The organism is Allosphingosinicella sp., from assembly GCF_035626655.1.
In the GTDB taxonomy this organism is placed as follows: Bacteria; Pseudomonadota; Alphaproteobacteria; order Sphingomonadales; family Sphingomonadaceae; genus Allosphingosinicella.
On the sequence record NZ_DASPNF010000020.1, the window covers coordinates 127,780 to 144,816 of the forward strand.

Consider the following 17,037-nt stretch of genomic DNA (forward strand, 5'->3'; position numbering starts at 1 on the left):
AAATCGCAGTCGGCAGGCTACGCTCGATCCGGGGCAACCAAATCGAACTGGCCGTCAGTCGTCGAAGCAAGTTGCTCCTTAATACGAGCAACAATCGACTCCGTTCTTCTTCCTTGTGGGGAAATGATCCGGGAAGACAAGCCGCTCGATCATCGTATTATTACTGTCTGGCCGAACGCCGGGAAAAGTCGGATATTGCGGAATGCGTTATCGATATCGGACCGCTGTTCTTTATGGAGCCTGGTACAGCAGTGCCCATATGGCGATTGCGGACGCGATACGGGCAGGACAGGCCTTGCGCAGGCGGGACGGCACGATCACATGGCGCGTCCCCGCGTCACTCGAAGCGGTTGCCGCCGACGAGGCCGGCAGGGCAGCCTGACCGCCCCGGCGCGGAGCCGACCCATGCCTGCTGCGCCCAGGGGGCACGCCCCATATAGCGGTCGGATCCAGGAGGTCCCTCAGGCCTTGATCTTCCAGCCCGCCCGCAGGAGCGCGTAGCAGAGCAGGCCCAGCGCGACGTTGATCGCCAGCAGCAGCAGCGCCCCGAACATCACAGGCGAATCGGCGACGCCGAGGAAGCCGTAGCGGAAGCCAGAGATCACGTAGAAGAAGGGGTTGGCGTGGCTGATCGCGACAAAGGTCGGCGAGAGCGCGTCGACCGAATAGAAGGTGCCGGACAGCAGGGAGAGCGGCGCCACCACGAAATTGCCGACCGCCGCAGCATGGTCGAACTTCTCCGCCCAGATCGAGGTGATCAGGCCGAGCAGGGACAGCATCATGCTTCCCATCAATCCGAACCAGAACACCGCCCAGAGCTGCTGCGGGGCGACATGGACGCCGGGCCAGAACAGCATCGCCAGCCACACCGCCAGCCCCACCAGGAAGGCGCGCGTCACCGAGGCGCCGATCATCCCCAGCATCAGCTCGCCGGTGGAGAGCGGCGGCATCAGATAGTCGACGATCGTCCCCTGCACCTTGCCGACCAGCAGGGAGAAGGAGGAATTGGCGAAGGCGTTCTGCAGCATGCCCATGACGATCAGGCCGGGCGCGAGGAAATCCGCGAAGTGGATCTGCAGATGATCGAGCGGCACGGTCCGTCCCGAACGGCCGAGAGCGACGGTGAAAATGACCAGGAACAGGAGGGTCGTGACCGCGGGCGCCCAGATCGTCTGCAGCTGGACCTTGAAGAAACGCCTCACCTCCTTCACATAGAGGGTCGCAAGGCCGCCCCAATTGACGTTCCTGATGACGGGGACGCCCGGGGCGGTCCGGACCCAATTCGAAGGCTGGTCGCTCACGGCGCCGTCGCTAGTCGCAGACGCCGTGACCCGCAAGCCATGACGCCGAGGAAGATGCATGTCCCTGTCCTGGACCGACGAACGGATCGACCGCCTGAAGGAGCTCTGGAGCCAGGGCAAGACCGCGAGCTACATCGCCGACGAGCTTGGCGGGGTCTCCCGCAACGCCGTGATCGGCAAGGCGCACCGGCTCGGCCTGCAGTCGCGCCCCTCGCCGGTGAAGCCGAACGAGCCGGCGCCCAAGGCGAAGGCGAAGCCGCGCGAGAAGGCCGAGGCCGCCGCGCCGGCGCCCAGGACTGCCGCGCCCGCCCCCGCTCCGGCCGCGCCCTGGGAGGATGACGGCGCCGCTGCGCCCGCCCCCGCCAAAACCGTCCGCGAGCCGGCCCAGCCCGCCGCCGCGTCCGACAAGGCCGCGGAACCGATCGTCCGCTCGATCGGCCCGGGCGGCTTCGTCCGCCAGGGGCCGAGCGACCAGCAGGCGCCGATCCCGCCGGCGCCGCCGCGCCGCCTCGTGCCCGCCAAGCCGAGTCCCGAGGTCGCCGACAAGACCAGCCTGCTCGATCTCAACGAGCGGATCTGCAAATGGCCGATCGGCCATCCCGGGGAGCCGGACTTCCACTTCTGCGGCAACCAGGCCAATCCGGGCTTTCCCTATTGCGTCGAGCATTGCGGCGTCGCCTATCAGGCGCAGCTCCCCCGCCGCGACCGCAAGCCGCCGCCCCCGCTGCCGTTCGGCGGGCCGCGGGTACGCTAGGCCGGTCCGTTCGCTAGCGAGGCCGGAAGGGCACGACCTTCCGGTCGGCCTCGCACAGGGCGGCGAGCGCATCCGCCAGCTCGTGCAGCCCGAACGGCTTGGACAGGCGCGGCAGATCGTGCGCCTGCCCGCTCGCGCCGGTATAGCCGGTAATCAGCAGCACCGGCAGGTCGGGCCGAAGCCGGCGGACCTCGGCCGCGAGCTCGGCCCCGTCCATCTGGGGCATCTTGAAGTCGGTGACCACGACATCGGCGGGCGCCCCGTCGGCAAGCCAGGCGAGCGCCGACGCGCCGCCCGCCGCGCAATGCACCTCATGGCCCATGTCCCGCAACATCTCCGCCGTGCCCTCCCGGACCAGGTCCTCGTCGTCGACGAGCAGGATGCGAAGCGTCCGGGGAGTGACGAGCTCGCGCCGCGACAGGATCGCGCCGCCCTCGGCGCGCGTGGAGGCGACCGGCAGATAGAGATCGGCGCGGGTGCCCTCGCCGGGCGCGCTGGTGAGCCGGAAGCCGCCGCCAAGCTGCGCCGCGAGGCCGTGGACCATGGAGAGGCCGAGGCCGGTACCCCGGCCCGTCTCCTTGGTGGAGAAGAAGGGCTCGACCGCATGCGCCAGGGTGTCGCTGTCCATGCCGACGCCGGCATCGATCACCGACAGCCGGATATAGGGGCCGGGGGACAGGCGCGGCTCCGACCCGGGGCCGAGCAGGACCTCTTCGAGCGCAATGGTCAGCCGCCCGCCCTCGGGCATCGCGTCGCGCGCGTTCACGCAAAGGTTGAGGACGGCAAGCTCCAGCTGATTGGGATCGGCGAGCGCGTGCGGCAGGTCGGGCTCGCGCCGGATATGCACCTCGATGACCGGGCCGACCGAGCTGGCGATCAGGTCGCGCATGCCGTCGAGCAGGGCGCCGACGTCGGTGGCGCGCGCCTGCAGATCCTGCCGGCGCGCGAAGCCGAGCAGGCGCTGCACCAGCACCTTGGCACGCTCGCCGGACTGCAGGGCGTTGCCGATCAGCCGGCTGAGGCGCGGGTCGTCGCCCGGCATCTTCCGGCTGAGCAGATCGAGCGCGCCGATAATCGGGGTGAGCAGATTGTTGAAGTCGTGCGCGACGCCGCCGGTCAGCTGCCCGATCGTCTCGAGCTTCTGCGCCTCGTGCAACTGGCGCAGCGCCTCCCCGCGCTCGGCGGTGCGCTCCTCGACGCGCTTCTCCAGATCGGCGGCCAGAGCGTGCAGCTCGTCCAGGCGGGCGCGCGCCTCATATTGGCGGCGCCGTCCGCGCCGCGCCGACTGCGCCAGGCTGATCAGGGTGGTCGGATGAAAGGGCCGCTCCAGAAAGGTCACGTTGCCCAGCATCTCGAGATAGCGCCTCGCGGCGGGGTTGCGCTCCAGCCCGCCGCCGCGCTGGGTCACGAGAATGAACGGAAAGTCGGACCATTCGGGCTGGCGCGCGATCCAGGCGGACAGCGCGTGCAGGTCCGCCGTGGCCATCGCCTCCTCGGTCAGCAACCCGAAGCCCGCGCCTTTCTCCATCTCGGCGACCAGCCCGGTGATGCTGTCGCAGATCGCAGCGAGGAACCCGGCCTCGCGAAGAATGGCCGCCGCGACCGGCGCGTCGCGGCCATGGGGCATCTGGATCAGGGCCCGCTCGGAGAGATGCGGGATCAATCCGCCGCCATCAGCCTGGAATTGTCGTCGTCGACGAGCATTGGCACGCCGCGCAGCACGCCGTGGAAGCCGGTCAGCGGCTCGCCGACGCTGATGCCGCTCGCACCAATCCGATATTCGCGGATGGTATGCTCGTGCGCGCTGGTGCGCTTCTTGATCACCGAGATGGCCCGGCGAACGTGGCCGGCCGCCTCGAAATAACGCAGCAGGATGACCGTGTCGGCGAGATAGGTGACGTCAACCGGCGCTTTCATGTCGCCGACCAGCCCGTGCTGCGCAACGGTCAGGAAGGTTGAGACCCCGTGGCGGTTCAGGAACTGGAGCAGCTCGTGCATGTGGAGGATCAGCGCCTGCTCTGCTGGCATGGCCGCCTGATAGCCGTTGAGGCTGTCGATCACCACGGTGCGGACGTTGTGCATCTCGACGCAGCGGCGCACCCGCTGGGAAAACTCGCCGGGGCTGAGCTCGGCGGCATCGACCTGCTCGATCACCAGCTGGTTCGCATCGACCATGGCCTGCAGGTCGATGCCCAGCCCCTTCGCCCGGTCGAACAGCAGACCCAGCTCCTCATCGAACACGAACATCGCCGACGGCTCGCCGCGCGTGCAGGCGGAGAGGATGAAGGAGAGCGCCAGCAGCGATTTGCCGGTTCCCGCCGGCCCGAGGATGAGCGCGCTGGAGCCCCGCTCGACGCCGCCGCCGAGCAGCGCGTTCAGCTCGGCAGATCCGCTCGGCAGGACATCCCGCTTGAACCCTCCCTTATACTCGGCGGAGACGAGCCGCGGAAAGGCGCGCACGCCGCCGGTCTCGATGACGAAATCGTGGAAGCCGCCGCGGTAGCGCTGGCCGCGATATTTGTGGATCCTGAGCCGCCGGCGTTCGGCGCCATAATCGGGCGACAGCTCCTCGAGCCGGATCACGCCATGGGCGACGCTGTGCATCGTCTTGTCATTGGCCTCGCTGGTGAGATCGTCGAGCATGAGGACGGTGGTCTCGTGCTGCGCGAAATAGTGTTTGAGGGCGAGAATCTGGCGGCGGTAGCGCAGCGAGCTTTGCGCGAGCAGCCGGATTTCCGAGAGGCTGTCGATCACCACGCGGTGCGGCCTCACCCGCTCGAAGGCCTCGAAGATGCGCTTCGTGGTTTCGCCGAGCTCGAGGTCGGACGAATAGAGCAGGCTCTGCTGCTGGTCCTCGTCGAGCAGGCTCTCGGGCGGGATCAGCTCGAAGATCTCGATTCCCTCGAGCGACCAGCCGTGCGACTCCGCGCCGGCCCGGAACTCGCTGTCCGTCTCGGACAGGCTGACATAGAGCCCGCGCTCCCCGGCCGCGGCGCCGGCGAGCAGGAACTGGGTGGCGATCGTGGTCTTGCCGGTGCCCGGATGGCCTTCGAGCAGGAACAGGCGCCCGCGCGTCAGCCCGCCCGCGCTGATGTCGTCCAGTCCTTCGATGCCGAATGCGGCCTTTTCGGAAAGCGTCTCGGACATGCGCGATTCATTCTCCCCCGGGGCGGCGAGTTCACGGACGCGCTGGTCAATTCGCTAACGTTTGTAAGGTTCCCGCGAGAGCGCCGCCCCGCCTGCCCCCGCCGCGCCGGCCGGGCCCATGGCCCGCTCGATCGGCCCGGGCGGCTTCGCCCGGGGCGCTACACTTGTAACATCGAGGCTCGTGCGATAGGGGTCCGGCATGGCGAGGGCGAAGCGCTTCCGGGGTTCGGCGCGTATCCGCGGCGGCAAGGTCGCTCTCCTGCTGGCGGCGCTCGCCTGCGCCGTCTCGGCGCAACCGCCACCGGAGGCGGGAACGACCGCGCCGGTCCAGGCGCCCCGGCGACTCATCGATCTGGCGGCCCGTATCCAGTCGCGATCGCACGCGCTTGCGGCGATCTGGCCCGGCTACTGGCCGGAAGACCAGGCCTTCATCCTCTACGATCCGGAGGCCGGCGCCCTTTTGGTCTCGCCCGGCGCGCATCCGGCCTCCTATGCGCCGCTTCGGGAAGCGGACGTTCCCGCCTCCCTCCGCGGGCGCCTCTTCTTCCACCGGGGCCGCCTGCCGGGAATGCGCCGGCCCTTCGACATCGATCTTCCGATCGGGGACGGCCGCACCGCGGTCATCGTCGATGTCAGCAGCGAGGACATCCTCACCCTGCTCTTTCATGAGCAGTTCCATTCCTTCCAGCTTGCGGCTTTCGGCCCCGCGGCGCCGCAATTCGTCGATCCGCTTGCGATCCGGGACCGGGTGGCGTTCGCGGCCGACGCGCAGGTCGAGCGGCGCGTCCTCGACGCCGCGCTCGCCGCCACGACCGAGGCCTCCCGAAGCCGGCGGCTGCGCCAATATTTCGCCCTGCGTCGCGCCCGCGAGGCGTCGGTGCCGGAGGCGGTGGTGCGCGTCGAACGCGGGTTCGAGCGCAGCGAGGGCGTCGCCAAATATGTCGACCGGCGGGCGCACGCCATTTTCTCGGAGCGGCCGACGGCCCTGCCGGCCCTGCTGCGGGCGGAGCTCTCACCGCTCGTGCCGAGCGACTCGACGCCCTTTCTCACCACCTGGTTCCGGTCGCGCGCCTATGGCAACGGAGCGGCGCTCTCTTACCTGCTGAGCCTCTATGATCCCGCCGGTTGGCAGCGGGCCGTCGAGAGCGGCGGCCAGCTCGACCTGCTGCTCGAACGCCGGATCGGGCCGATCCGCAACCCCGGGCGGCTCGCCGCCGCGGCGCGGGCCGAGTTCGGCCATGCCGCCATCGCCGCCGCGCTCGGCCCGGTCATCCGCGCCGCCGAGCGGACCGAGATCAAGAGCGTCGCGGAATTCCTGGCGCTTGCCCCGGTCCAGCTGGTCGTGGAGATGGAGCGGACCGGAACGGGCTTCTCCGGCCGGGCGCTGGTCCCGCTTTCGCCGGCCATCGTCGCCCTTCCCCGGGCCGACCGGCTGGCCAGCAACGGACCCGGCGTGGAGCTTGCCGTCGAGGGGCGGCCGGTTCTCCTCGACAGCCGCGGCGCCGGTTCGACGATCACCGTGCTGCTGCCCGCGCCGCCCTTGCTCGACGGCCGGACTGCGCCGGCGGGCGAGCGAAGGATCGAGGGCGGGACGATCCGCGGCGAGGGGCTGGACCTGCGCCTGGACCGGCCGGCGATCATGACCGTGGAAGGCAATCGGATTCGCATCCGCGTCCTCCCGCTGCCGTCCGGCGGGCCGCGGACGCGCTGACGGCGGCTAAATCTGCAGCAGGCTTCCCAGCTCGACAACCCGGTTGGAGGGAAGCCTGAAGAACTCCATCGCGCTTTCGGAGCTCTTCATCCTTCGACATGATGCGCAGTCCCCGGACTGATCAACGAACCCGCGGTGGGCTACAGGCTTGCCGTCCCGCAGCCCGGACAGGCGTCCTGATCGGTCCGCGGGTCAGGTGGGAAGCAAGGGGGCGGTTACGCGGAGCCGCGCCCGGCCCTCAGTCCCCCTCCACCGCATAATCGTCGCCGTAGAATTTGCTCGTGCTGCGCGTGTGGAAGGCGATCGCCTTGACCGGTTCGTATTTCGGCGGGCCGAGTCCCGGCAGCACTTCCAGCAGCTCATTCTCCCAGAGATAGACGGCGATCGGCACGGAGACGCGCGCCTCCTCGCGGTGCGAGCCGTCGCGTGGTTTGCCGACGCGGTGCGTGGTCGAGGGCAGCAGGTCGTTGGAGAGACGCTGCATATAGTCGCCGGTGTTGATGATGAGCGCGCCCGGCGGCGCCTGCAGGCGCACCCAGGCGCGGCTGCGGTGGTTCCAGATCTGCAGGCCCTCGGCCCGGGTCGCCGGCAGGATGGTGAAGAGGTCGACATCCTCATGGCCGAGCAGCCGGCCGGCGCCCGAGCGGTCCTGGCCCGCGCTCATCGGCGGATAATAATTGGCGCGCAGGCCGAAATTCGTCCCGGTGAGCCTCCCGTCGTAGAGATGCGGATCGCAGCCCAGGCCCTGCAGCATCGCCTGCATGATCGGCCTGAACAAAGCCTCGTGCGCGAGCGCGAGCCGGCGAAAGCGCTGTTCATAGCCGGCGTGCGGCCAGAATCGCTCCGGCCGGAAGGGCTCGGAGCGAAGCTGCGGCATGTCGAAGGCGCGCCGGCACCAGACCCAGCCCTCGACCAGGTCGGGATGGATGTCGCTCGTCTCCTCGATCGGGAAATAGCCCTGGGCGACGGAGCCGTGGCGGGCGGCGCGGAACCGCATTTTCTCCCGAAGCGGCGTCGCCGTGAACAGGTCGAGCACCGTCTCGTGCATCTCGTCATAGAGCGCGGGATCCACGCCATGGCCGGTGAGCACGGCGAAGCCGATCTCCTGCAGCGCGCCTGCGAAATCGGCCGCGAAGCGGGCCCGGTCCCCGGCATCGCCGCGCAGGAAGCGGGCGAAATCCAGCGTCGCGATCGCATAATCCTCGTCGAACGCGTCGCTCTCCTGCTCCGCCAGGCTGTAGGTGTGGGTCTTCCTGACCTGGTCGTAGCGGCTGAACTGCTGGTTCACCGCCGGCTCGGCAAGGTCGCGGGTCACGACGCGGCCTCCGCCTCCGGGGCGAGCGGCGCCGTCCCCGGCCGGGCCTTGTGCTCGCGCCAGCCCTTCAGCGCCGAATGGGCCATCACCGCCGCCGCATAGAGCACGACGACGAAGACCAGCCAGCGCAGATATTCGAGCGGCATTTCCTTGACGATATAGGCGGCGACGAAGACCGCGGGAATGCCGCCGATGGCGAGGCCGAGCACGACCCGCATGTCGACCTCGCCGATGCCGATATGTCTGATGCTGGCGCCCGCGCCCATCAAACAGGCGCCGCCGGCCATGATCGGAAAGCAGAGCCGCGGGTCCATGCCCATCAGGCTGAGGATCACGAGGGTGGGCGCGTAATTGCCGACCCCGAAATTGGCGAGGATGCCGCAGGCGAAATTGACGAGGATGGCGAGGATCATCAGCCCCGGCGGCAGGCTGTTCGCGGTGCCCCCGCCCGGGAAGAGGTGCAGGTTGGTCATCAGATAGGCCGCCGCGGCGAGCAGCAGCCCGATCGTGACGATCGCCTGGACCACCCAGACCCGCGCCCGCGTGACCAGCGCCACGCCGACCAGCCCGCCGATGAAGACCGCGATGATGCAGCTGAACAGCAGCAGCGGATCGACCAGTACGCCCAGGATGAGCAGGAAGATGATGCTCTCGGTCATCGCCGGCGGCGTCAGCCCGCAGAGCATGGTCTGCGGGATCAGCCGGTCGGGCACCATGCGTCGGAACTTGAACCAGGCCGTGGTCGGCGCGAACGAGCCGATGCCGAGCGTGTCGAGGAAGTTCACGACCGCGCCGAGGGCGAGCGCCTCGGGGTTCGGCGCGACTCGCCTGGCGATGGCCGCGCGGATCAGCGCAGTGCCGTAGGCGAGCACCGCCAGGCCGAGCAGGATGAGCAGGATGATCAGCATGGCCGCGTCCCCCGGGGGACATTGAACCCGCGGGATCGCGCGCGCAAGCTTGTGCCGCTAGGGTGGCTTCATGGCCGGGACGCCCGACACGGAATTGCTGGTCTGCGCGGACTTCAATGCCGCGCTCGGGCGGCTGCGCGACAGCGGGGCCCGGCTGGACATGATCTGGCCCGCGGACGATCCGCATACAGCGATCCTCACCCGCGAGGGCCGGCGCGTCCGCCTGACCTCAAGGCCCGAAGCGCCCCCGCTCCCCGCCGCGCTGCCCGCCTTCCGGCCCGAATTCGTCCTGACCAGGGCCGGGGCCGCCGGCGGCGAAGGCCGCGCCGGCATGCGCTACCGCGACCTGATCCCGGGCCGGCTCGGCGGCCACGTGATCGCCTCGCACATCACGATTCCCGAGGGCGGGCCCGTCGCCGACTGGGTCCATTACCACCGCATCGCCTTCCAGCTGATCGTCGTCGCGAAGGGCTGGGTCCGCCTGGTTTATGAGGGCCAGGGCGCGCCCTTCGTGATGCGGGCCGGCGACATGGTGCTGCAGCCGCCGGGCATCCGCCACCTTGTGCTGGAGGCCTCGCCGGGGCTCGAGGTGATCGAGCTCGGCAGCCCCGCGGTGCACGAGACCTTCGCCGATCACGACCTGGCCCTGCCCGACGGTACCGCCGATCCAGCGCGGACCTGGGGCGGCCAGCCTTTCCTCCGCCATGTCGCCGCCATCACGCGCTGGACCGCCTGGCATGGCGGCGCGGCGCAGGAGACGGGGCTCGAGGCGGCCACCAACGGCCTTGCCGCCGCGCGGCTCGTCAGGCCCGGCGCGGCCGCGGCGATCGCGGTGCCGCCGCATCGGGGCGAGCTGGTCTTCGGCTTCGTCCTCGACGGCGCGGCCCGCCTCGACCATCAGGGCGAGCATGAACTCGGCCCGGCCGACGCCTTCACGATCCCGCCGGGCCGGCCCTGGCGGCTGGCTCGTGCCGCCGCCGACTTCCGGCTCCTCCACGTCACCACGCGTGGCCTCGCGGCCGCTCAGTAGATCACCAGGGCCCTGACCTCGATGCTTTCGCGCGCGGGCGCGTCGGCGCGCGCCGCGGGGTCGTCGAAGGCGCTGTGCGGGGTGAAGCGGGCGACGTCCGGGGCCGAATCGAAGCCCTTGATCAATATCGCCTCGTCCGGCGCGAGCCGCGGGAACCAGTACCAGAGCTGGCCCGCGCTGTAGCCGAGCGCATAGGTCTCGCCGACCCGGTCGCGATAGACGAGGTCGGTCTCGACCCAGTCGCCCGGCGCGATGCTGCGCGCGTCGGCGAGCGCGAGCGGCGATTTCTCGACGGCGCGCCCGATCGGCCGCCAGAGATTGATGATGGCGAAGCGCCGGCCCTCGAGCGCGAGCGGGTCGATCCCCCGCGCGGCCAGCTCCGCCGCCGCCCGCTCCGGCCCGGATCTGGCGGTGAAATCGTTGTGCGTGCGCGGCACCGGCCCGCGGATCCCCGCCTCGCCGCCGGCCGCGCGCGCCATGCTGCGGACATTATGGTCGAAGGCGATCACCTTCTGCGCGCCGGTCGCGTCGGCGAGCAGGGCCTCCACCTCGGCATAATAAGCCGTCCTGATCGCGTCATTATCGTCGAACGAGGCGAAGGCACTCGCGGCCTGCAGCAATTCGAAGCCCTCCGCGTCGAGCGACAGGTCCGCCGCCAGCGGCCGCGCGTCGGCGATCGCGACCAGATGCGGCTCGTCCTCGCCGTTGCGCTGCGGAATGCCCGGCGGCGGATCGTACTGGTAGGACACCAGCCGCTCCTGCATCGGCTTCAGGAAATTGAGCGGCGCGAGGGTGACGGCGCCGAAGGGCGGGGCGAAGAGGGCGCGGATCGCGGTCTGGGCATTCATGGTCGCAGCTCCTGGTCGGGCCGCCCCGCAAGGGGTTTACAGGGCGGCCCTGTCCCCCGAATCTGGGCGAAGGGCGGCGGCAGCGCCAACGAAATGGGCGGAGGCTGGCATAAGCGCTGCTTATCCATGCCCGCGCTTGCGCCGCGGCGGCGCGGATGCGACCATGCGCGCGGGAGGCGCCTGTGGAGCTTGCGGTCGAGCGCATTGCCGCTTTGTCCTTCATCCTGACCGGCCTCTCGCACCTGGCCGCGCCCGCCGCCTGGGCGAGCCTGTTCGCCGCCTGGCGGGCCGAGGGCGCGACGGGCGGCCTCAAGAACGGCCTGCTCAACGCCCCGCTCGCTTTGCTGATCGTTGGCGGCCACCAGCTCTACACCTGGCCCGCCCTCCTGATCACGATCACCGGCTGGCTCCTCCTCGCCAAGACCGCCGCCAACCTCCTCGCCCCCGGCCCGCTCCTCCGCGCCCAGTCCAGGGTCGATAGCGGCGCCCCCTGGCGCTATCGCGTGGCCGGGCTGTTCGCGCTGGCCGTCGGCCTGCTGTTCGGCGCGATCTCCGAGGGGCTGCTGCGCTAGAACCGCCGGCCTAGAACCCCCTGATTCTCGGCGCCACCCGCTCCCTCCCCAGCAGCAATTCCGTCAGCGCCCAGACCATCGCGTCCGCCCGGTCGGGCGAGCGCCCCGGCCCCGCCCAGCCCTTGCCCCGCACCATCGCGCAGAGCTCGTCCTCCAGCGCGTCGAACCGCCCCGCAATCCGCACCCGCTTTGCCTCGAACAGCATCGCCACCGGCTCGGCCCGGTCGCCCTTGCCGAAGCGCGCGAACACGTCGCGCACCGGCAGCGTCCGGTCGGCGGCGTGCAGCACCGATTTCACCATGTCCCCGCCCTGGTTCTTCTCGACGATGACGCATTCCGCTCCCCAGGTCCGCGCCGCCGCCACCACCGCCGACGCCCACCCCTCCGGCGACAGCCCGCTCACTGTATGATCCGCCAGCACGTAGCCGATCCCCGCATCATCCACCCCGCACGCCACGATCCCGCACGCATCGCCCTCGGCCGAGGCCGGCGGATCGACGCCGATGACGATGCGCACAAATCCTCCCCGGGACGGGGAGGTGGCAGCCCGCGGGGCTGACGGAGGGGGTTCAGAGACCTGCACAGAGCCCCCCCCACCGCCTTCGGCGGTCCCCCTCCCCATGATCCGGTCGCCCGTCCCCCGGACGGGCTGCGGACTGCCGGGGGCAGTTCGTACCGGATCATCGGGGAGGATCATCCGGCACGCCTCCAGCAGATCCCGCGTCCACAGCGCCCCCTCCGCCTCGCCGAGCAACTCCCCGTCCAGCTCCTCGCGTCCCTTCCGCGTGCCGCCATAGGCCGCCTCCATCCCCGCAACGAAGCTCCCGGGCAGGTTGAGATTGTCCCGCGTCCGCCCGCCGGTCAGCAGCCCCGCCGCCTCCGCCCCCTCGGCGAGCCGCCGCAGCAACGCCGACGACGCCTTCGGAGTCGTGGTCACCAGGCTCATCGGCGCCTCCCCGAGCCGCAGCCCCAGCTGCAGATTGTCCCACGCCGCCTCCGCATGCCGCCATTTGGCGATCTCGTCGCACCAGGCGAAGTGATGCTCGGGCCCGCGCAATTTCTCCGGGCACGCCCCCGAATAGAGAAAGGCCTCCGCCCCCGAGGAAAAGCGCACCACCCGCTGCGACCGGTTCAGCACCACTTTCTCCCCGGTCCGCGCCACCGCGATCAGCCCGCTCCGTCCGGTCACCATCACGCCCAGCGCATCCTCGATCGTCGCCCCGACCAGGGCGATGCGGATCGGCCCCAGCCGCCGCGCGAGCGCGCTCACCCACTCCGCCCCGGCCCGCGTCTTCCCGAATCCCCGCCCGGCCATGATCAGCCATGTCGGCAGCCCGGCCGCCGCCTGTGCTCCGGCGAAGGCCGGAGCGGTGCGAGACCGCGCCGCGTCGGGAACCTCCTGCCCGTCATGCGCCCATGCCGGCCAGAACTCGTCCAGCGTCCGCTGCTCGGTGATCGGCAGTGAATTCACCACCCGCGCCCAATGTTCAGGCTTGCCCGCCAGCGCCGCCAAAGCCCGCTTCAGCGCCCGCTCGCCCCGGTTCACCGGCTACGCGGCAAATCTCCCTCTCCCCGCCGGGGAGAGGTGGGTAAAGGCTGCCCCCGGCAGTCTTCAGACCGCGCGGGGCGCGGTCGGCCCACCTCTGGTCGGGGAGAGGGGGCTCGGCGGCGCGGACAATTGGCAGAAGCTGTCGCTTCACCTCCCTTCGTCCCCTTCCCCTTCGCCCCCTTCCGCCGCCTCTCCAGCACGGCCAGCTTCGCCATGATCGATTCCGCCACCTGCTGCTCGCTCGCCCGGCGCGCCGGCGCCCCCGGCGCCTTGCGCGGCGCCTTCGCCAGCTTGCTGAGCCGCAGCAGGTCCAGCGCCAGCCAGGTGTCGATCGTCTCCGGCCCCGGCACCACCGTCTGCCCGGGCACATAATGCGCGCCCTTTGCCGCCCGCTCGATCAGCAAGGCCTCCAGCGTCGCATAGCCCGCGTCCAGCGCGTCCGCCCATTGCTCCGCAAAGTCCGGCTCGCGCCGCCGCGCGTCGTAGACGGTGCTCACCCCCACCCCGGCCGCCGCGGCAGAGGCAGTGACGTTCGCGCAGGACGCGAGCGTATCGAGAAACACTTGCCGCCGCGCGGCGGTGAAGCTCTGCCGCGGCGCGCGGCGCTTCTGGATTTTTCTCTTATTGCCCCCCGTGATCCGCGACTCGTCCTTCATCCGTCTCTCCTCTTCCGTTGCGGCGGCAGCGGATCAGGAAACCAGATGAATTCCTACATTGCAACATTCTTGAACCCTTTTGGTACTTTTGAGTTCCAGAAGCGGCGCTTCTTGAGTTCAGTTTGGTCGGTACCCCAAGGATCCTGCAAAGAGCTTCGCGATGAAATCGATTGCAGCGCGGGACTCTTCATGATTCAAGCGCCAAATTCTGGATGTTCCGGGCTCGCGGGATGGAGAAGGCCTAATGGCCGAAAATTCACCAATCGAATGGACTGACGCGACGTGGAACCCCGTGGCTGGTTGTTCGATCGCCTCAGCGGGGTGCACCAACTGTTATGCCATGCGGATGGCAGCACGCTTGGATGCGATGGGTGTCGAAAAGTACCGAGCACTTACCCGTAAGAGTGCGGGACGAGCAAAATGGACTGGCAAGGTCCGTTGTGACGACAAGGCTCTTGATGTCCCGCACCGCTGGCGAAAGGCCCGTAAGGTCTTCGTCAATTCGATGTCGGACCTTTTCCACCCTGAGGTCCCCGAAGAGTTTATCCGACGCGTCTGGCAGGTGATGAAGGATACTCCTCGTCACGATTATCAGCTCCTCACCAAGCGCCCTGACCGCATGCGACAGGTCCTCTCCAAGCCTGGCTTCGAGGTTCTGCCAAATGCATGGCTTGGAACGAGCGTCGAGAACTCGGAAGTTGCTCGGCGGATTGACGAGCTACGGCACACACCCGCCGCAATCCGGTTCATATCATTCGAACCGCTGATCGGCCCCATCTCAGAGGCTAATCTCGCGGGAATTGCGTGGGCAATTGTAGGCGGTGAGTCTGGCCCCGGCGCCCGGCCCATCAAGGAAGAGTGGGTTTGGGCGATCCAACGCCTCTGCCGCTCCTACGGCACAGCATTCTTTTTTAAACAATGGGGAGGCGTCAACAAGAAGGCTACTGGCCGCCTCCTCGGAGGGCAGACCTATGATGAGATGCCTGCTTGTATCGCCGGATGACCCAATCTGCTCCCTTGTGAATTAGGTTTCTGGCCGCCGGAGTGGAGTTATTGCTTAAGCAGTAAAGGAGAAAATAGTCATCGATCGACCCCACGGCGAGAGGCAACGGGTTAGAAACATAGCAAAATATCGTGCCTAGGCACTCTTTGTGGAACAGGGCCACTTCCTGCTTTGTTGCCTGCCGCCTTGAGCTGTTGGTTGGATTTCCGAATAGGTCAGACTCATCCTTATGCAGCTCATAAAACCGTTCCTCCCAGTGGGGAGTGCCGAAATACTCACAGAGTGCAGCTCGTTTCTCCTCGGTGAGCATGCCGTGCTTATGGGACAGCTGCTGCACGGCTGCTTTCAGATTGGCGAGGAACCAAACGTCGGCCTTCTTTGACGCTGCCAGCACTTCCAGCGTCCGCCATTTCACTTCCATTCCATACGGATCGAGAAAAACCAGGGCTCGGCTCCTTACCGCCCCCCTGTCCGGTGCCGTCCAAGGCGGCTCCGAGAACATTTTCTGAATGAAGTGGTTTGCGTCGCCGGGAATGACGCTGGCATCCCTAGTGGGATGAAGAGCAACCAAGGCCTGCAATGCCTTGGCGTGCCTCCTTTTTGCATCACCGAACCGCAGGTGATCGAATGGTGGTTTGAGTGCGAGCGCTCTCGCGGCACTGCCTGGATATTGTCTTTCGATTGTTGAGAGTGGTTGCTGATCAAACAAGCCTCCCGCCTGCTCCTTCGCCGTCCTCTCCCCAGTGCCGGCAAAAGGATCGACGTACCAGAGATCGAAGATGCCCCCAATGGCCCCAGTGAAGAACTTGCTATAGGCGCTGATTGCTTCGAGCTTTACCTCGGTCCAGTCTCCCCCGAACTCGTGCCTGCTATCACCCATGAAAGCCTATAGTCCTGTTCCAACGTGTGGCTAAGACTATTCCTTCAATTTGCAATGCGGAAGTCAGAGCAAATGGCAACCTATCCAGAAATTCAGGACCGGGTGAAGGCGACCCATGGCTTCACACCCAAGACGTGTTGGGTCGCTGACGTGAAATCAGCACCCGGCCTCACCCGCGCGCCAGCGCCTAATCGCATTAATCTTGGGCGTCGGGAGTAACCGTGCCCGCCCGAGAAGCGCGGAGCAATCGAGGCTGCCCCTCGCTCATTTCCAGATGGTGTAGACGTCTCCGCGCCTCCGCGTGAACCAATCCTTTCCCTCTTACCCCCGCTTGAACTCGAACAGCTCCACCAGATTCCCCGCCGGATCCTCGACCAGCTGCGCCCGCCCTGCCCCGCCGCCGCTGAGCTCGCCGCGGAATCTTACCCCCGCCGCCCGCAGCCGCGCGAGCACATCGTCCAGCCCCTCCGTCACCAGCATGAACCGGTTCCACCTGCCCGGCTCCGGGGTCCCGCCAGCCTGCCCGCCACTGCCCGCGCCCGGCGCGCTGAGGTAGAGGATGAGGTCGTCGCGCACGAGCGCTGCGAACTTGCCGGGGTTATGCTTGTCGACCGCGAAATCGAGCTGGTCCCGGTAGAAAGCGAGCGCCGCGTCGACGTCGGGCGCGATGTAGCGGATGCATGCCATGATGCGTTCTCCTGCCGCATGAGGCGATGAGCAGGGTAACGGATGGGCGCGCCTGGAGTGTCCCGGCCAGGCATAAGCGATCCGTTAATCCGCAGGGGTCCAGAGTGAGGCGTGCGTTGTCTGCTTTCCGTCCTGGCCCTGACCCTGTCCGCGGGATGCGCGGGCATTGTCCCCGAGGCCAGCGGCATTCCGTTCAACCTGGACGGTCCCCAGCCGCCCGCAATCCGGGCGAATGCGCAGGAAATCCGCGTCGCGGGCACGCTGTTCCGGCGCCTGACCGGTGCGGAGCTCCGGCGCGCGGTGGTTGGCAACATGATCTTCCTCGACCCGTCGGTGGTCTTCGATTCCGGCACCTCGCACGCGGACGGCGCCTGGTTCGCCGCCGATGGCCGCACCTATTACTGGAGCCGCTTCCGGCTTGGCCATGGCCGCGGGGCCTATGTCGTTCATCGCGAGCGGGTCTGCATGTCGGCGAACCGGGAGGGCTGTTTCACCCTGTTCAGAAGCGCCGATGGCCGTTTTCTCAGACATATGCCGCCATGGCAGGCACCGGCTCTGATCACGGTCAGACCCATCCCCGCGGACTGGTCGCCCCGGCTCGAACAGGCGCGCCCCGCACCCTGAGGCCGGGAAGCGGGCGATCCGCCCGGCGGCGCCGGACGTCCAAGACAAAGGG

16 protein-coding genes are annotated in these 17,037 nt (G+C 68.4%); 6 read left to right on the plus strand and 10 right to left on the minus strand.

Annotated features, from left to right (window positions below; genetic code table 11):
• Positions 1 to 461: 461 nt before the first annotated feature.
• Positions 462 to 1,301, minus strand: coding sequence for an ABC transporter permease (locus VEC11_RS16350; protein ID WP_464134342.1), 840 nt, complete (start codon positions 1,299 to 1,301; stop codon positions 462 to 464).
• 64 nt (positions 1,302 to 1,365) lie between these two features.
• Here VEC11_RS16350 and VEC11_RS16355 point away from each other — a divergent pair, with 64 nt between their 5' ends.
• Positions 1,366 to 2,055: a GcrA family cell cycle regulator gene (locus VEC11_RS16355; RefSeq protein WP_464134529.1), complete on the plus strand. Its 690-nt coding sequence runs from the start codon at positions 1,366 to 1,368 to the stop codon at positions 2,053 to 2,055.
• A gap of 13 nt (positions 2,056 to 2,068) precedes the next feature.
• Here VEC11_RS16355 and VEC11_RS16360 read toward each other — a convergent pair whose 3' ends face one another.
• Together VEC11_RS16360 and VEC11_RS16365 are read right to left on the minus strand one after the other, a co-directional pair.
• Entirely contained in the window at positions 2,069 to 3,718 is a 1,650-nt protein-coding gene (locus tag VEC11_RS16360; RefSeq protein ID WP_464134345.1) for an ATP-binding protein, read from the minus strand.
• Positions 3,715 to 5,202 carry an ATPase domain-containing protein gene (locus VEC11_RS16365; protein ID WP_464134348.1) on the minus strand — a complete coding sequence of 496 codons (1,488 nt, stop codon included), beginning with the start codon at positions 5,200 to 5,202 and terminating at the stop codon, positions 3,715 to 3,717. The genes VEC11_RS16360 and VEC11_RS16365 overlap by 4 nt, the downstream gene beginning before the upstream one ends.
• A gap of 199 nt (positions 5,203 to 5,401) precedes the next feature.
• Here VEC11_RS16365 and VEC11_RS16370 point away from each other — a divergent pair, with 199 nt between their 5' ends.
• Entirely contained in the window at positions 5,402 to 6,913 is a 1,512-nt protein-coding gene (locus VEC11_RS16370; RefSeq protein WP_464134352.1) for a hypothetical protein, read from the plus strand.
• 238 nt (positions 6,914 to 7,151) lie between these two features.
• On the opposite strand, the gene VEC11_RS16375 is transcribed toward VEC11_RS16370, so the two are convergent.
• Together VEC11_RS16375 and VEC11_RS16380 are read right to left on the minus strand one after the other, a co-directional pair.
• On the minus strand, positions 7,152 to 8,228 hold the full coding sequence (locus VEC11_RS16375) for a 2-oxoglutarate and iron-dependent oxygenase domain-containing protein (protein ID WP_464134358.1): 1,077 nt from the start codon (positions 8,226 to 8,228) through the stop codon (positions 7,152 to 7,154).
• Positions 8,225 to 9,136: a TSUP family transporter gene (locus tag VEC11_RS16380; protein ID WP_464134363.1), complete on the minus strand. Its 912-nt coding sequence runs from the start codon at positions 9,134 to 9,136 to the stop codon at positions 8,225 to 8,227. Before VEC11_RS16380 ends, VEC11_RS16375 begins: the two co-directional genes overlap by 4 nt.
• Before the next feature lie 70 nt (positions 9,137 to 9,206).
• Here VEC11_RS16380 and VEC11_RS16385 point away from each other — a divergent pair, with 70 nt between their 5' ends.
• Positions 9,207 to 10,166 carry a cupin domain-containing protein gene (locus tag VEC11_RS16385; protein ID WP_464134367.1) on the plus strand — a complete coding sequence of 320 codons (960 nt, stop codon included), beginning with the start codon at positions 9,207 to 9,209 and terminating at the stop codon, positions 10,164 to 10,166.
• Here VEC11_RS16385 and VEC11_RS16390 read toward each other — a convergent pair.
• Positions 10,160 to 11,014 (minus strand): CmcJ/NvfI family oxidoreductase, encoded by an 855-nt coding sequence (locus tag VEC11_RS16390; RefSeq protein ID WP_464134371.1) that lies wholly within the window; start codon positions 11,012 to 11,014, stop codon positions 10,160 to 10,162. The genes VEC11_RS16385 and VEC11_RS16390 overlap by 7 nt on opposite strands.
• A gap of 182 nt (positions 11,015 to 11,196) precedes the next feature.
• Between VEC11_RS16390 and VEC11_RS16395 the strand changes: the two genes are divergently transcribed.
• Positions 11,197 to 11,586, plus strand: a complete 390-nt coding sequence (locus VEC11_RS16395) for a hypothetical protein (RefSeq protein WP_464134374.1) — start codon at positions 11,197 to 11,199, stop codon at positions 11,584 to 11,586.
• 10 nt (positions 11,587 to 11,596) lie between these two features.
• Here the strand turns inward: VEC11_RS16395 and VEC11_RS16400 are convergent, their stop codons facing one another.
• Complete coding sequence (locus VEC11_RS16400; RefSeq protein WP_464134378.1) at positions 11,597 to 13,132, minus strand: terminase large subunit domain-containing protein; 1,536 nt, start codon at positions 13,130 to 13,132, stop codon at positions 11,597 to 11,599.
• On the minus strand, positions 13,129 to 13,791 hold the full coding sequence (locus VEC11_RS16405) for a hypothetical protein (protein ID WP_464134383.1): 663 nt from the start codon (positions 13,789 to 13,791) through the stop codon (positions 13,129 to 13,131). The genes VEC11_RS16400 and VEC11_RS16405 overlap by 4 nt, the downstream gene beginning before the upstream one ends.
• Positions 13,792 to 14,035: 244 nt before the next feature.
• Here VEC11_RS16405 and VEC11_RS16410 point away from each other — a divergent pair, with 244 nt between their 5' ends.
• Positions 14,036 to 14,794: a DUF5131 family protein gene (locus VEC11_RS16410; protein ID WP_464134386.1), complete on the plus strand. Its 759-nt coding sequence runs from the start codon at positions 14,036 to 14,038 to the stop codon at positions 14,792 to 14,794.
• Here the strand turns inward: VEC11_RS16410 and tcmP are convergent.
• Together tcmP and VEC11_RS16420 are read right to left on the minus strand one after the other, a co-directional pair.
• Positions 14,733 to 15,674 carry a three-Cys-motif partner protein TcmP gene (tcmP, locus tag VEC11_RS16415; RefSeq protein WP_464134390.1) on the minus strand — a complete coding sequence of 314 codons (942 nt, stop codon included), beginning with the start codon at positions 15,672 to 15,674 and terminating at the stop codon, positions 14,733 to 14,735. The genes VEC11_RS16410 and tcmP overlap by 62 nt on opposite strands.
• Positions 15,675 to 15,995: 321 nt before the next feature.
• Entirely contained in the window at positions 15,996 to 16,361 is a 366-nt protein-coding gene (locus VEC11_RS16420; protein ID WP_464134394.1) for a VOC family protein, read from the minus strand.
• A gap of 111 nt (positions 16,362 to 16,472) precedes the next feature.
• Between VEC11_RS16420 and VEC11_RS16425 the strand changes: the two genes are divergently transcribed.
• Complete coding sequence (locus VEC11_RS16425; protein ID WP_464134399.1) at positions 16,473 to 16,985, plus strand: hypothetical protein; 513 nt, start codon at positions 16,473 to 16,475, stop codon at positions 16,983 to 16,985.
• The last annotated feature ends 52 nt before the right edge of the window (positions 16,986 to 17,037 follow it).